Consider the following 15,170-nt stretch of genomic DNA (forward strand, 5'->3'; position numbering starts at 1 on the left):
CCGCTATGCGGTGGTGAGTAATTCAGTGGATTCGGTCTGCCAGAGCGGCCTTCACCGCCTTACTGGCATGCAGAGCACCTAGCACCACAACCGACTCGATAGTGGCGCGAGCAAGCTCCGGCGTTACGTCGTCAGCAATGCTGGCCAACCCCAGAACTTGAATCTGCAGCTTCTCACCTGCCGACTGCAGCGCCTCCAAGTTTTCTCGGCTGTAATGTTCAAGCCCCAGTACGAACGACTTGCGGGTTACGGTTTCCCTAACCACTTCGGCATGTGTCGCCAATTGGTTACGAATGGCCGTGCGAATCAGATCGGTGCGGTTCGAATAAAACCCTTCCTGGACTAGTAGGTCGATTTGCCCCAGATCGACTACCCCAAGATTAATGGTGATTTTCTCACTGGAATCGCCGGATTTGCGGCGCAGTTCATGCACGCTCATGTGTCATTCCTCGTTGCGCTAACTCTCTAGGTAAGAGCAGCTCAAACATTTTAAAATACTTACAAAAGCATCCAAATGGATTCCATATACCATCCATATGGATGGTATATTAATCCAACCCCAACATTAGTCAAGTAATTAGACGAGCGAAAGCGAGTCACCGCCAGGTGATTTGATGGGGATTTAACGCGGATAATCGGGTAATCAACGGCCTCTTCTCAGTTGTCGCCAAATTGACTTATTTCTCCCTTATGGTGAAAAGGTGACACTTTTATGGGTTTGGAGGTTAGCTTGCACATCGCAGATGTGACGATGTTTTATGCCCCCGCCAGCGGTGGTGTACGCACCTATTTACAGGCCAAGCACCGTGTTTTATCAGACATTCCCCACTTGCGTACCAGCTTGCTGGTGCCAGGAGCAGAGCGCGATAGTCTTGGCGATCACCACACCTTGCCAGCGTTACATCTCCCCTTGGGCCAGGGGTATCGGTTCCCGCTAAGGAGGGCACGCTGGCGGGATGCGTTGATTGATCTTAAGCCAGACCTTATCGAGGCTGGTGACCCTTATGTGACGGCGTGGGCGGCCCTTGCTGCGGGACAGAAGCTTGGGGTACCGGTGGTAGGGTTTTATCACTCAGACCTTCCGCGCTTAATGGGAGATCGCTTTGGCCGCCACGTTGAGAAACGCTTAACACGCTATGTTAAAGACCTCTACTGCCAGTTTGATAGCGTGCTAGCCCCCTGTAACGCCATGGCTAATCGCTTAAAGGAGTGGGGAGTCGATAACGTTCGCGTACAGCCATTAGGGGTCGATTTAAACCATTTCCACCCCCAGCAGCGTGACCCCTCTTTCCGTCAAAGCATGGGTATATCCAGTGATAAAAAACTGCTGATCTTTGTGGGACGTAATTCCCGCGAGAAAAATATTGATGTGCTACTTGCAACGATGCGCCAACTCGGCAGCCATTATCATTTATTGCTGATGGGGCCTGGCATGCCCCATCAGGTACCCAACAATGTCACTGTCGTGGATCGCTGCTGTGGCGCGCACGAGGTGGCGAAAGCACTCGCCAGTAGCGATGCCCTGCTGCATGCGGGCACTCGGGAAACATTCGGTTTGATCGCTCAAGAGGCGATGGCCTGCGGTGTACCTATCGTGGGTGCCAGGGCCGGTGCACTGGCAGAAAATGTGCCGCTAGGTGCAGGCATTCTCTGTCAACCACTCGACCCCGGTGCCATGGCAGAGGCCTGTACAGCATTGTTTAGTAACGACATCGCCGCCAGCGGGCGTTATGCCCGTCATTTTGTCGAACGCCAGCTCAGTTGGGATAGCGTTATCCAGTCTCTTCTTGAGCACTACATCGACCTTTGTAAAATTGAACGACCCAATGCCCTCGTCCACCACCACTAAGCCCCAACGATTACTGCGTTTTCGCCCGTTGCACGGCCTGCTACTGCTTGGGGCGCTCTTGGCCCCGCTAATGCTTACCGCTTGGCTGGGCGGCTCAGAGGCTCTACAGCGCATTAAACACTTTCCACTCGGGTTACTCCTGTTAATGCTGCTGCTGGCGTTTCTATGTTGGAACCTGAATGCAGCAAGATTGCGGCTAATGTTAGGCGGCCGTGCAGGGCAACTCAGTCAACGTGGCGCACTGGGCATCGAACTGGCGTCTAAGTTTGCGTTGTGCGCTACGCCTGGTGGGAGTGGCGGGCCAGCCACCCTACTTATCCTGCTTGTTCGACGAGGCTTTCCGCCCGCCAAAGGGGCGGCAGTGTTCTTGATTGACCAAGGCTGTGATTTGCTGTTTTTCCTCGCCATGCTGAGCGGCTTGGTGCTCTTTTCACTGGTTAGCGACACTCAGTGGCCACATCAGTCGCTAGTGCAGTGGGCGCTCGTCGGTTTAGCACTTATGGCCACGCTGGTCAGTGTTGTGATGTGCTATTTACCAAACCTGCTACGTGCAGGTGGCGTTATAACGGCCTGGCCAAGCCGTTATCGACGGCGCTGGCTGGCACGCCGTTTATTACGATGCCGACATGCGCTTAAGGTCACGCTCGCGCTTCCACGCACAACGCTACTCGCGATGATGATGCTAACCACTGCGCATTGGCTAATGCGCTATAGCTTGCTCTATATAGCGGTGCTGGGCGTGGGCGGACATGCTGACTGGATGTGGACATTTTTAACCCAAATGCTGGCCATGGCGGCCAGCCAGCTTAGCTTTCTTCCCGGCGGCGCGGGTGCCGCTGAAGTGGGCGTTGGCAGTTTGTTGCTGCCCTTGATGGAGCGCGAGCAGGCCTCAGCGGCCGTCCTGGTTTGGCGACTGGTGAGCTACCACCTCTATTTGGCGGTGGGGGCGCCACTATTCATTCTATACAGCTACCGAATGCTGCGCCGAGAACCCGACAATAAAACACCCAAAAGATAACCGTGAACCAACGAATAAGGGCGCCCCAAGGGGCGCCCTTATAGCGTGCGACTAGAGGTCAATAGCTTACCAGCCAGTGACTTCTTTCAGTGCATCGCCGATTTCAGCCAGAGAACGCACGGTTTTAACACCGGCATCTTCCAGGGCAGCAAACTTCTCATCCGCAGTACCTTTACCGCCAGAGATGATTGCGCCCGCATGGCCCATACGCTTGCCAGGAGGTGCAGTCACACCGGCAATGTAGGAAACTACAGGCTTAGAAACGTTGGCTTTGATGTAAGCCGCTGCTTCTTCTTCAGCCGTACCACCGATTTCACCGATCATTACGATCGCTTCGGTTTTCGGGTCTTTCTCAAACATTTCAAGAATGTCGATGAAGTTAGAACCCGGAATCGGATCACCACCGATGCCTACACAAGTAGACTGACCGAAACCATGGTCAGTTGTCTGCTTAACGGCTTCGTAAGTCAGAGTACCTGAACGCGACACAATACCGACTTTACCCGGCTGGTGAATGTGGCCCGGCATAATACCGATTTTGCATTCGCCAGGCGTGATAACACCTGGGCAGTTCGGACCGATCAGACGTACGCCCAGCTCGTCGCATTTTACTTTTGCTTCGAGCATATCTAGCGTCGCGATACCTTCGGTGATGCACACGATCAACTTGATGCCAGCGTTAGCGGCTTCAAGAATCGAGTCTTTACAGAACGGTGCCGGAACGTAGATCACGCTGGCTTCCGCACCGGTTTTCTCAACCGCTTCTTTCACGGTGTTGAAAACGGGCAGGCCCAGGTGCGTCTGGCCGCCTTTGCCCGGCGTAACACCACCGACCATTTGCGTGCCATAGGCAATCGCCTGTTCGGAGTGGAACGTGCCCTGGCCACCGGTGAAACCTTGGCAGATGACCTTGGTGTTCTTATCGATCAGGATGCTCATTACTTGCCCTCCGCTGCTTTTACAACCTGCTGAGCCGCGTCGGTCAGACTGGTAGCAGCGATGATGTTCAGACCGCTAGACGCCAGTTTTTCAGCGCCCAATTCAGCGTTGTTACCTTCCAGACGCACAACCACTGGAACGTTAACACCGACTTGTTCAACAGCACCGATGATGCCTTCAGCAATCATGTCGCAACGAACGATACCGCCGAAGATGTTCACCAGAACCGCTTTGACGTTGTCGTCAGACAAGATGATCTTGAACGCTTCTGCAACGCGCTCTTTAGTCGCGCCGCCACCAACGTCCAGGAAGTTAGCAGGCTTACCGCCACTCAGGTTGACGATGTCCATGGTGCCCATGGCCAAGCCAGCACCGTTAACCATGCAGCCGATGTTGCCATCAAGTGCTACATAGTTCAGTTCCCACTTCGCTGCATCAGCTTCACGCTGATCTTCCTGGGAAGGATCGCGCATCGCCTGAAGATCTGGGTGACGGTACAGCGCGTTGCTGTCGAGTCCCAGTTTAGCGTCGAGGCAGTGCAGATTGCCTTCGTCGGTAATAACCAGCGGGTTAATTTCTAACAGCGCCAGATCTTTGTCATGGAACAGCTTAGAAAGGCCCAGGAAAATCTTTGTGAACTGCTTGATCTGGTCGCCTTTAAGGCCCAAAGCAAATGCCAGCTCACGCGCTTGGTAGGGCTGTGCGCCGACCAGCGGATCGATTTCAGCTTTCAAAATCTTTTCTGGCGTTTCTTCAGCAACGGTCTCGATTTCAACACCGCCTTCGGTAGAGGCCATGAAGACCACACGACGGGTAGTACGGTCGACAACTGCGCCAAGATACAGCTCATCAGCGATGTCGGTGCAAGTCTCAACCAAAATCTTAGCAACCGGCTGACCTTTTTCGTCAGTCTGGAAGGTTACCAGGTTCTTGCCTAACCACTGCTCGGCGAAGGCTTTCGCTTCGGCCGGATCTTTAATCAGCTTAACGCCGCCCGCTTTACCGCGGCCACCAGCGTGAACCTGGGCTTTAACCACCCACATGTCGCCGCCGATCTTTTTGCACGCTTCTTCGGCTTCTTCGGGAGTGTCCACGGCAAAGCCTTTAGACACTGGTAGACCATAATCAGCAAACAGCTGTTTGCCTTGATACTCGTGAAGGTTCATCGATTCATGCCATTGGTTGCATGTGACTCGAACGATGACCCGCTTCTTTATAAGAGCGGGGCATCCCCGTACCTTCGTCCCCGCTGATTTCTCACAGAGCCGAAAGTGTTGCGCCACCTGACGGTGGCGCTTGGTTGTTGCTTAGCGAATTACTTGCGCTTCTTACGGTTAGCCATGTGAATGGCATGGCCTTCTACCGCAAGAGCTGCTTCATGCACTGCTTCCGACATGGTCGGATGTGCATAGCAGGTCAGAGCCAGGTCTTCGGCGCTAGAGCCGAATTCCATTGCAATCACGCCTTGAGCAATCATCTCACCCGCGTGCTGACCAACGATATGCATGCCGAGGATACGGTCGGTTTCCGCATCGGCAATAATCTTGGCGCTACCTTCGGTGGCGTTGTTCGCCATGGCACGACCACTTGCCGCGAATGGGAAGCTACCGGTCTTAACTTCAATGCCTTTCGCTTTGGCATCTTGCTCGGTCATACCAACCCACGCTACTTCCGGGAACGTGTAAATCACGTTCGGAATCGTGTCGTAGTTCATCTCGGCTTTGTGGCCAGCGATGATATCAGCAACCATAATGCCTTCTTCAGATGCCTTGTGCGCCAGCATGGGGCCACGCACACAGTCACCAATGGCGTAAACACCCGGTACATTGGTACGGCACTGATCATCAACAAAGATAAATCCACGCTCGTCCAGCTCAACGCTGACACCATCGGCAATCACGCCTTTGGTGTACGGACGACGACCAACACAAACAATCAGTTTGTCGAAGGTCATTTCCTGTTCGCCATTGGCATCGGTGTACTTCACAATGACTTCGTCGCCATTGGTTTCCGAACCAGTCACGCGGGCGCCCAGTTTAATATCCAGACCCTGCTTTTTGAGCAGCTTCTGCGTTTCTTTAGCGATCGCCGTATCGACCATCGGCAAGAAACTATCCATCGCTTCCAAAACCGTGACTTCGGAACCCAAACGGCTCCAAACGCTACCCAGCTCTAGACCGATAACGCCAGCGCCAATAACGCCTAAGCGCTTCGGCGTTTCCTGAAATTCCAGCGCGCCGGTGGAATCAACAATCAAGCCTTCAGTTAGCGGCGTCGGAGGAATTTCAACCGGCACGGAACCTGCAGCAATGACGATATTATCAGCGTCGTAAGTGGTGGTATTGCCATCTAAGTCAGTGACTTCGACTTGCTTACCGGAGACCACTTTACCGGTTCCTTCAATAGCGGTAACGCCGTTGGCCTTAAACAGACCAGAGATGCCGCCGGTCAAGTTCTTAACGATCTTGTCCTTGCGAGCCATCATTTTTTTGACGTCCATGGTGACGTCACCGGCATTGATACCCATGTCGTCGAAATCGTGCTTGGCTTCAACGAACTTATGCGAGGCTTCAAGCAACGCTTTGGACGGGATACAACCGACGTTCAAACACGTACCACCGTGAACGACATTGCCTTCTTTACCAATCCATTTTTCAACACAGGCGGCTTTCAGGCCTAGCTGCGCAGCGCGGATAGCCGCTACGTAGCCACCAGGACCTGCACCGATAACGATCACATCAAACTTGTCAGCCATGTTGGCTCCTTTAGCTTGGTTGCCTCCCCCCGCGTGAATCTAAACCGGGCAAGAGGCAAGGTGCGATTGCATTAGAACGCTAATACAGCAGCGGAGGCGGATCAGCGCGCTCCGTTATACGTCCAGCAGCAAGCGAGCCGGGTCTTCCAGCAGCTCTTTAATAGTAACCAGGAAACGTACCGCATCTTTACCATCAATCATGCGGTGGTCGTAGGACAGCGCCAGATACATCATCGGGCGAATCTCGACCTTACCATTCACGGCCATTGGACGATCCTGGATTTTGTGCATGCCCAGGATAGCGGTCTGCGGCGGATTGATAATCGGGGTCGACATCAAAGAGCCAAACGTACCGCCGTTGGTGATAGTGAAGGTGCCGCCGATCATGTCATCCATGCCCAGCTTACCGTCACGACCACGCTTACCGAAATCAACAATCGTTCTCTCGACGTCGGCAATTTTCATGCTGTCGGTGTCGCGCAGTACCGGTACGACCAGACCGCGGTCCGTTGATACCGCGACGCCGATATCCTGATAACCGTGGTAGACGATATCAGTACCGTCAATAGAGGCGTTAACATCCGGGAAGCGCTTGAGTGCTTCAGAAGCCGCTTTCACAAAGAAGCCCATAAAGCCCAATTTAATATCGTGAGCCTTTAGGAACGTATCTTTGTACTGCGCACGCAGGGCCATGATTTCAGTCATGTCCACTTCGTTGTACGTGGTCAGCATGGCAGCCGTTTGCTGGGCCTGAACCAGACGCTTAGCAATGGTTTGACGCAGACGCGTCATCGGAACGCGCTTCTCGACGCGCTCACCTTCCACTGCCGGTGCAGCGGCGGCTTTCGCTGGCGCTGAAGATTTCGCTGCCTTTTTGGCAGAGCCATCTTTCACTGCTTTTTGCACGTCTTCTTTCAAGATGCGGCCACCTTTGCCGGTGCCCTCAATCTTGGCAACATCCAGATCATGCTCAGCAACCATTTTGCGTGCCGCTGGCGCTAGAATTTTATCGCCGACTTTCTCATCAGAGCCTTCATCATCGCTGCTCGAAGCGCTGGAAGAAGAAGCACTGCTGCTCTCTTCACCAGCACCACCAGCACCTTCGGTAAAGACGGCCAGAACTGCTTCGGATTCAACCTGGCTGCCTTCTTCGGCTTTAATTTCTGCCAGTGCGCCGTCGGCCGGTGCGACAACTTCAAGCACCACCTTGTCGGTTTCGATGTCAGCTAGCACTTCATCGCGCTTAACTGCTTCACCCACTTTCTTGTGCCACGTCGCCACGGTGCCTTCCTGGATAGACTCAGGGAAGCTTGGGGCTTTTACGTCATGTTGCTTTCCACCGCCGTTACCGCCGCTGGCTTTTTTCTCTTCTTGCTTATCGTCTTTTTTCGCTTCAGACGATTTAGCGCTAGCGTCGTCAGAAGATTTCTCTTCTTTACTGCCAGACGCGCTGCCTTCACCGATTTTGCCTAACACTTGTTCTGACTCAACGGTATCGCCCTCTTCGGCCATCACGTCAGTCAGGGTTCCCGCTTCCGGTGCGACGACTTCGAGCACCACTTTGTCGGTTTCAATTTCAACAATCAGCTCGTCGCGTTCAACGCTGTCACCCGGCTTTTTATGCCACGCGGCCACAGTGCCTTCGGCAACGGATTCCGGAAAGGTTGGCGCTTTGATATCAGTAGCCATGTCGTTTCCCTTATGTGTTCTCTAAACCCGGTGGGCGCTTATAGGTTAAAAGCGTCTTCCACCAGCTGGCGCTGCTGTTCAGTGTGGACGGACATATAGCCCGCTGCCGGCGCGGCAGAGGCAGGACGTCCTGCAAATTTCAAATCACGTCCGAAGCCATCTTTCAGCATATCGGCAACGGCGCGCATGTGGTGCTGACTTGAGTACCAAGCGCCTTGGTTCAGCGGCTCTTCCTGGCACCACACGATGTCTTCCACATTGGCATACGCCTGGAGCACTTCCAGAAGCTCTTCTTTCGGGAAGGGGTAGAGTTGCTCAAGACGAATAATCGCCGTGTCATCACGCTCGTTTTCTGCACGCCAGTTGGCTAGGTCGTAGTACACCTTGCCAGCGCACATAATAACGCGAGTCACCTTTTCTGCCTCAAGATTCGCCTGATCCGGCAACACCATGTAGAACTTGCCGTGAGCGAGATCTTCTAGGCTAGATACCGCTTCTTTATGGCGCAATAGCGACTTCGGCGACATGATCACCAGCGGCTTACGCAACGGACGAATGACTTGACGTCGCATCAGATGATAAATCTGTGCGGGGGTTGTCGGCACACATACCTGCATGTTGTGCTCAGCGCACAGCTGCAAGAAGCGCTCTAACCGTGCGGAGGAGTGCTCGGGCCCCTGACCTTCATAGCCATGCGGCAACAACATGGTCAGTCCACACAGTCGTCCCCACTTGGTTTCGCCAGAGGAGATAAACTGGTCAACCACGACTTGGGCACCGTTAAAGAAGTCACCAAACTGGGCTTCCCAAATGACTAAGTCACCCGGTGCTGTCGTGGAGTAGCCGTACTCAAAAGCCAACACCGCTTCTTCCGATAGGAAGGAGTCGTGAATGGTAAAGCGTGGCTGACCGTCTGACATGTTCTGCAACGGCACGTACGTAGAACCATCTTTCTGGTTGTGCACTACCGCGTGACGGTGAGAGAACGTTCCACGTCCAACATCCTGACCAGTAATACGGATCGGATGGCCCTGATCCAGCAGCGTGGCATACGCCAGCGTTTCGGCGAAGCCCCAGTTAAGTCCCATGCCGCCCGCCTGCATTTTACGACGGTCTTCATAGATCTTAGCGACTTGGCGCTGTACTTCGACCCCATCAGGAATCTCGCACATTCTCGCTGCCAGTTGCTGCAGACGCTTCATATCGAAGGTAGTGTCTGCATCACCGGTCCACTCGTGCCCAAGGTAGGGCGCCCAATCCACAAAGAGTGACGTATTAGGCTCTTGCACCAAGGCATTCGCTACGTGGTTACCTGCCACAAGATCATCGCGGTAGGTTTCAACCATTGCCTTGGCATCTTCTTCTGACAATACACCCTGCTCGACCAAACGTTTTGCATAGAGCGAACGCGAAGAAGGGTGATCTTTAATCTTGGCGTACATCATCGGTTGGGTGCCCGATGGCTCGTCGGCCTCATTATGGCCGCGACGGCGGTAACACACCAGATCAATAACAACGTCTTTCTTAAACTGCTGACGGTAGTCCAACGCCACTTGGGTCGCATGGATAACCGCATCCGGATCATCGCCGTTAACATGGAAAATCGGCGCCTGAACCATCTTAGCGATGTCAGTACAGTATTCGGTGGAGCGCGCATCCAAGGGGTTCGACGTCGTGAAGCCCACTTGGTTGTTAATCACGATGTGTACCGTGCCGCCGGTTTTATAGGCACGGGTTTGAGACATCTGGAATGTCTCCATGACCACGCCCTGACCAGCAAACGCAGCATCGCCATGAACGTTGATTGGCAGTACTTTACTGCCCTCTTCGTCATTACGGCGATCTTGACGTGCACGCACCGAGCCTTCCACTACCGGCGCTACAATTTCCAAATGCGACGGGTTGAACGACATGGCCAAGTGGACTTCGCCACCAGGCGACATGACGTTAGAGCTAAAGCCTTGGTGATATTTCACATCACCAGAACCACGCTCGATCACCTTCTTACCGTCGAACTCGTCAATCAATTCAGCGGGGTTTTTACCCAAAATATTGACCAACAGGTTCAGGCGGCCACGGTGAGCCATGCCAATAACGACTTCTTTAGTACCATAGCCGCCGGACCGCTGAATCAACTCGTCCATCATTGGAACAAATGATTCACCGCCTTCTAGACCGAAGCGCTTGGTACCTGGATATTTAGACGCTAGGTAATTCTCCAAACCTTCGGCAGCGGTAAGGCGCTCCAGCACGTGCTTACGCACATCGTCGCTGAATTTCGGCGCACTTCGCACCGATTCAAAACGCCGTTGCAACCAACGTTTCTCTTCGGTATCGACGATGTGCATGATCTCGCAGCCGATAGAGCGACAATAAGTCTGCTCCAGCGCGTCAACGATCTCTCGCAACGGTGCTTTATCAATACCTAGAAAAAACGAACCGGTCTGGAACTCGGTGTCAAGATCAGCCTTGGAAAGCTGATGAAATGACAGATCGAGGTCTGGGACGGGGGTGGGATTACGCAGTCCTAGCGGGTCGATATTGGCCTTCTGATGGCCACGAAAGCGGTATGCGTTAATCAGCTGCAGGACTTTTACCTGCTTTTTATTCTCACCGCTATCGGGGGCGGCGGCTACCCTGCCTGGGCGACTTTCACGGCCCAGTTGGTAGAACTGATCACGAGTGGGGCTTAGTGGAACATCGTGGGAGGCACTGCCCTCAGAACGCGGCAGCTGATCAAAATAGCTGCGCCATTCGTCTGAGACAGAATCAGGATCGGCGAGGTACTGCTCATAAAGCGCTTCCACGTAGTGGACATTGCCACCACTAACGTGAGAGGAACGCCACATCAACTCCATTATGCCTTGTTGCATCTCTCGGTCACCCTGCACTGATGGGGTGGTATCGGTATCGCTGCGGTCGCGCAACGACATCGCTATTGCCCTGCCGGCGGGGCGGGACATATGCCGGCGGCGCCGACCGGAGGCCGGAAGCCCTGTTCATACTAGCTGTTCATACTACATTTTCACTACGTACTATTTCGCTACGTACTATTTCTCTACTTGCTATTATCGCTTCCATCGCTTCGCATTTGCATTTGCATTACATTGATACGAGGCGTTTTCCTATCTAGTCGTGCTTGATCAGTTCATGCTCAAAAGCCGGTACTTTCGGCACCGGCTTTTAAACTTGACTGGTTAGGTAGTGCGACGCGTCGCCGCACCACATAACGTCCCTATGATAACAAGCGAAGCGCCACGATTTAAGTGGCTTTATGCAGCAACTTACGTAGCGATCGCATTTTTTTCATAGGATTAGGCGTTTACGTCGCATCAGCCAGCAACATTTCACGAATTTTACCAATTGCACGGGTCGGATTTAGCCCTTTTGGACAAACCGCAACGCAATTCATAATGCCGCGGCAGCGGAAAACGGAGAACGGATCTTCCAGGCTGGTAAGGCGTTCGCGGGTAGCCGTATCACGTGTATCAGCAAGGAAGCGATAAGACTGGAGCAAACCAGCCGGACCAACAAACTTGTCTGGGTTCCACCAGAACGACGGGCAAGATGTCGAACAACATGCGCACAGAATACATTCATACAGGCCATCTAGCTTGTCGCGTTCTTCTGGCGATTGCAGACGTTCGATCGCCGGTGCTGGCTCGTCGTTCTGTAGATACGGCTGAATACGCTCGTACTGCTTATAGAACAGCCCCATATCAACGACCATATCGCGGATAACCGGCAGACCTGGTAACGGGCGTAAGGTCAACTTGTTGCCTTTCACAACATCTGACAGCGGCGTAATACATGCCAAGCCGTTTTTACCGTTCATGTTCATGCCATCGGAACCGCACACGCCTTCACGGCAGCTGCGACGGAACGCTAGCCCGCTATCCTGCTCTTTCATCAGGTGCAGAACATCCAGCACCATCAGATCGCGGCCTTTGGTATCGACCTGGAACTCCTGCATATAAGGCGCGGAGTCGGTTTCCGGATTGTAGCGGTATACGGATACCTGAAGGTTAGACATGGTGACTCCCTCTCGTCAGTGCAGAGATTAGTAGGTGCGAACCTTAGGCTCGAACGTATCAACAGTTTTCGGCTTGAAGTTAACGTCGCGCTTCTTCAGCTCTTTCGTGGCCGGGAAGTAGAGCGAGTGTTTCAGCCAGTTGACATCATCACGGTCAGGATAGTCGTAGCGCGAGTGCGCACCACGGCTCTCATTACGCTCAAGGGCAGCAATCGCCGTTGCTTCCGCCACTTCCATCAGGTTATCAAGTTCTAAGGCCTCAACACGCGCCGTGTTGAAAGCATTGGACTTGTCCGGCAGGTGCGCGTTGGCAATACGGCTGCGTAGATCCGCCAGCTTTTTGACACCTTCCTGCATATTCTTCTCTTCGCGGAATACGCCGAAAGAGGTCTGCATGATGTCTTGAAGCTCTGCTTTAAGCTCAGGAATGCTTTCGCCACCCTCCGACTCATTCCAGCGCGTAATACGCTTCATTGCTGATTCGATATCAGATTCAGAAGCATCCAGGTAGTCAATACCTTCGTTAAGCGCGCCTTCAATAAACATACCCGCCGCACGACCGAATACCACTAGATCAAGCAGAGAGTTACCGCCCAAGCGGTTAGCACCGTGAACCGATACACACGCCGCCTCACCACAGGCAAACAAGCCATTAACGATATGGTCGTTACCGCTTTCGTCCTGGGTAATTGCTTGGCCATGAATATTGGTGGGAATACCACCCATCATGTAGTGGCAAGTGGGTACAACCGGAATCGGGTCTTTGGCAGGATCAACGTGAGCGAACGTTTTCGACAGCTCAACGATACCCGGCAGGCGCTTACCAAGAACTTCTTCGCCCAGGTGGTCAAGCTTCAAGAAGACGTGATCGCCCTTCTCGCCGCAGCCACGACCTTCAAGAATTTCCATGACCATAGAGCGTGCAACAACGTCACGGCCGGCCAAGTCTTTGGCGTTCGGAGCATAACGCTCCATGAAGCGCTCACCGTCTTTATTGATCAGGTAACCACCCTCACCACGGCAGCCTTCAGTGACCAGCGTACCCGCACCGTAGATACCGGTCGGATGGAACTGCCACATTTCCATGTCCTGCATCGGGAAGCCAGCACGCAGCGCCATGCCGATACCGTCGCCGGTATTGATCAAGGCATTAGTAGTAGAGGCATAGATACGGCCTGCACCACCTGTCGCCAAAACAGTGGCTTTCGATTTAACGTGGACAACTTCGCCAGTTTCGATGCACATGGCGATACAACCGACCACATCACCGTTGCTATTTTTCACCAGATCTACCGCGTACCACTCATTCAAGAACGTCGTGTTGTTCTTGAGGTTGTTTTGGTAGAGCGTATGAAGCAGTGCATGACCAGTACGGTCAGCGGCTGCACAGGTACGTGCCGCCTGACCGCCTTCGCCGAAGTTTTTCGACTGGCCACCAAACGGACGCTGATAAATACGGCCATTATCGAAGCGCGAGAACGGAAGCCCCATGTGCTCAAGCTCAAAAACCGCTTTCGGGCCTTCTGAACACATGTACTCAGCCGCGTCTTGGTCAGCAATGTAGTCGCCGCCTTTAACGGTGTCGTACATGTGCCAGCGCCAGTCATCGTTCGGGTCTGAAGAGGCGATAGCGCAGGTAATGCCGCCCTGAGCAGAAACCGTGTGAGAGCGTGTCGGGAACACTTTGGACAGTACGGCTGTCTTTTTGCCAGACTTGGCAAGCTCTAGAGCAGCACGTAATCCAGAGCCACCGCCACCGATGATAATGGCGTCAAATGTCAGGCTACGAAGGTTAGACATGTATCAAGCTCCCCACAGAATTTGAATGCCCCACACCAGGTATACGAAGATGGCCAGAATAATCAGGGTCTGGACACCCACGCGCAGGCGAGTGGACTTGAGATAATCGGTGGTGACCGTCCACAAACCGATCCAGGCGTGCGCTGCAATCGAAACAAACGCTAGCAGCGAGAAAATACGCATCCAAGTTTGTTCGAACAGTCCGCTCCAGGCGTAGTAATCCAGGTTAGGATTGAGCAGCAGGTAGGCGACGATAAAGACGGTATATACAGCTAGAATTACCGCTGAAACGCGCTGCATTAGCCAATCGGATAACCCGCTACGGCCAAAACTTGTGATGTTGGTTACCATACCCAAACTCCTGCCAGGATGATCAGAACGACACTGACGACAACAGTGATCTGTGCTTTTTTCACGCCACCTTCAAGGGTCACGCCGATATCCGCATCCATTAACAGGTGTTTAACGCCTGCCACAAAATGGAATGCCAATGCGGATAACAATCCCCAGGCAATGAACTTGGCGAAAAAGTTATTGGCCAATGCGTTGCTGACGGCATCAAAGCCAGCCGGAGACGATAGTGATTTACCCAGCGCCCAAAAAGCGAAGATCAGGCCAACGAAGAGGATGACACCCGTAATACGGTGTGTAATCGACGTTAGCGCCGGTAGTGGGAAATGTATCGTAGTAAGGTCTAAGTTTACGGGTCGTTTGCTATTCACGGCGTTATACACACTCTCTTGGCCCGCTCTGCGACAGGTCGGGCATGGCCCGAGCGGGCAGTGGTTGCTGGAAGGGGCTCGGCCGCTGCCAAGTCGAGCACGACCTCCTATCTGCCGGTCGCGCGCCGTGGATTATAAGAACCTTCGCCCCTGCTGACAAACCGAACTCAAGCTTAACTCGACTATGGTGCAAGAAAAATGAGGTCTACCCGAGTCGATTTTGCGTTGCAGCATGGTTATAGTGACAGGAGATTGATGGTTTGATAAGCCCGTTAACGTGTCGTCAATCCCCTGACGCTTCTTTACTATGAACTCCATGCTTATCATATACAAAGATTATCCAATACAACAATAGCTGTACAAGG

At 53.3% G+C, this 15,170-nt stretch carries 12 protein-coding genes; 2 read left to right on the forward strand and 10 right to left on the reverse strand.

The window, feature by feature from the left end; genetic code table 11:
- Positions 1-22: 22 nt before the first annotated feature.
- Positions 23-439 carry a CopG family transcriptional regulator gene (locus tag L1X57_RS00450; protein ID WP_009722521.1) on the reverse strand — a complete coding sequence of 139 codons (417 nt, stop codon included), beginning with the start codon at positions 437-439 and terminating at the stop codon, positions 23-25.
- 291 nt (positions 440-730) lie between these two features.
- Between L1X57_RS00450 and L1X57_RS00455 the strand changes: the two genes are divergently transcribed.
- Positions 731-1,849 (forward strand): glycosyltransferase family 4 protein, encoded by a 1,119-nt coding sequence (locus tag L1X57_RS00455; protein ID WP_039868749.1) that lies wholly within the window; start codon positions 731-733, stop codon positions 1,847-1,849.
- On the forward strand, positions 1,827-2,867 hold the full coding sequence (locus tag L1X57_RS00460; protein ID WP_009722519.1) for a lysylphosphatidylglycerol synthase transmembrane domain-containing protein: 1,041 nt from the start codon (positions 1,827-1,829) through the stop codon (positions 2,865-2,867). The genes L1X57_RS00455 and L1X57_RS00460 overlap by 23 nt, the downstream gene beginning before the upstream one ends.
- 66 nt (positions 2,868-2,933) lie before the next feature.
- Here the strand turns inward: L1X57_RS00460 and sucD are convergent, their stop codons facing one another.
- The 9 genes from sucD to sdhC all read right to left on the reverse strand — a co-directional run bounded on the left by sucD (position 2,934) and on the right by sdhC (position 14,805).
- Positions 2,934-3,806: a succinate--CoA ligase subunit alpha gene (sucD, locus tag L1X57_RS00465; protein WP_009722518.1), complete on the reverse strand. Its 873-nt coding sequence runs from the start codon at positions 3,804-3,806 to the stop codon at positions 2,934-2,936.
- Positions 3,806-4,972, reverse strand: coding sequence for an ADP-forming succinate--CoA ligase subunit beta (sucC, locus tag L1X57_RS00470; RefSeq protein WP_009722517.1), 1,167 nt, complete (start codon positions 4,970-4,972; stop codon positions 3,806-3,808). Before sucC ends, sucD begins: the two co-directional genes overlap by 1 nt.
- A gap of 149 nt (positions 4,973-5,121) precedes the next feature.
- Positions 5,122-6,561 (reverse strand): dihydrolipoyl dehydrogenase, encoded by a 1,440-nt coding sequence (gene lpdA / locus L1X57_RS00475; RefSeq protein ID WP_009722516.1) that lies wholly within the window; start codon positions 6,559-6,561, stop codon positions 5,122-5,124.
- Positions 6,562-6,675: 114 nt separating this feature from the next.
- Positions 6,676-8,250 (reverse strand): 2-oxoglutarate dehydrogenase complex dihydrolipoyllysine-residue succinyltransferase, encoded by a 1,575-nt coding sequence (gene odhB / locus L1X57_RS00480; RefSeq protein ID WP_009722515.1) that lies wholly within the window; start codon positions 8,248-8,250, stop codon positions 6,676-6,678.
- A gap of 38 nt (positions 8,251-8,288) precedes the next feature.
- The gene (locus tag L1X57_RS00485; RefSeq protein ID WP_009722514.1) at positions 8,289-11,123 is read right to left on the reverse strand and encodes a 2-oxoglutarate dehydrogenase E1 component; all 2,835 of its coding nucleotides are present in this window, start codon (positions 11,121-11,123) and stop codon (positions 8,289-8,291) included.
- Between the two features lie 449 nt (positions 11,124-11,572).
- A complete protein-coding gene (locus L1X57_RS00490; RefSeq protein WP_009722513.1) occupies positions 11,573-12,283 on the reverse strand; it encodes a succinate dehydrogenase iron-sulfur subunit in 711 nt (236 codons plus the stop codon).
- A gap of 27 nt (positions 12,284-12,310) precedes the next feature.
- Positions 12,311-14,083 carry a succinate dehydrogenase flavoprotein subunit gene (sdhA, locus tag L1X57_RS00495; protein ID WP_009722512.1) on the reverse strand — a complete coding sequence of 591 codons (1,773 nt, stop codon included), beginning with the start codon at positions 14,081-14,083 and terminating at the stop codon, positions 12,311-12,313.
- A 3-nt stretch (positions 14,084-14,086) separates the two neighbouring features.
- The gene (gene sdhD / locus L1X57_RS00500) at positions 14,087-14,434 is read right to left on the reverse strand and encodes a succinate dehydrogenase, hydrophobic membrane anchor protein (protein ID WP_009722511.1); all 348 of its coding nucleotides are present in this window, start codon (positions 14,432-14,434) and stop codon (positions 14,087-14,089) included.
- On the reverse strand, positions 14,428-14,805 hold the full coding sequence (sdhC, locus tag L1X57_RS00505) for a succinate dehydrogenase, cytochrome b556 subunit (protein WP_186004638.1): 378 nt from the start codon (positions 14,803-14,805) through the stop codon (positions 14,428-14,430). Before sdhC ends, sdhD begins: the two co-directional genes overlap by 7 nt.
- Positions 14,806-15,170 lie beyond the last annotated feature (365 nt).

The sequence above is a fragment of the Halomonas sp. TD01 genome, from assembly GCF_923868895.1.
GTDB lineage: Bacteria > Pseudomonadota > Gammaproteobacteria > Pseudomonadales > Halomonadaceae > Vreelandella.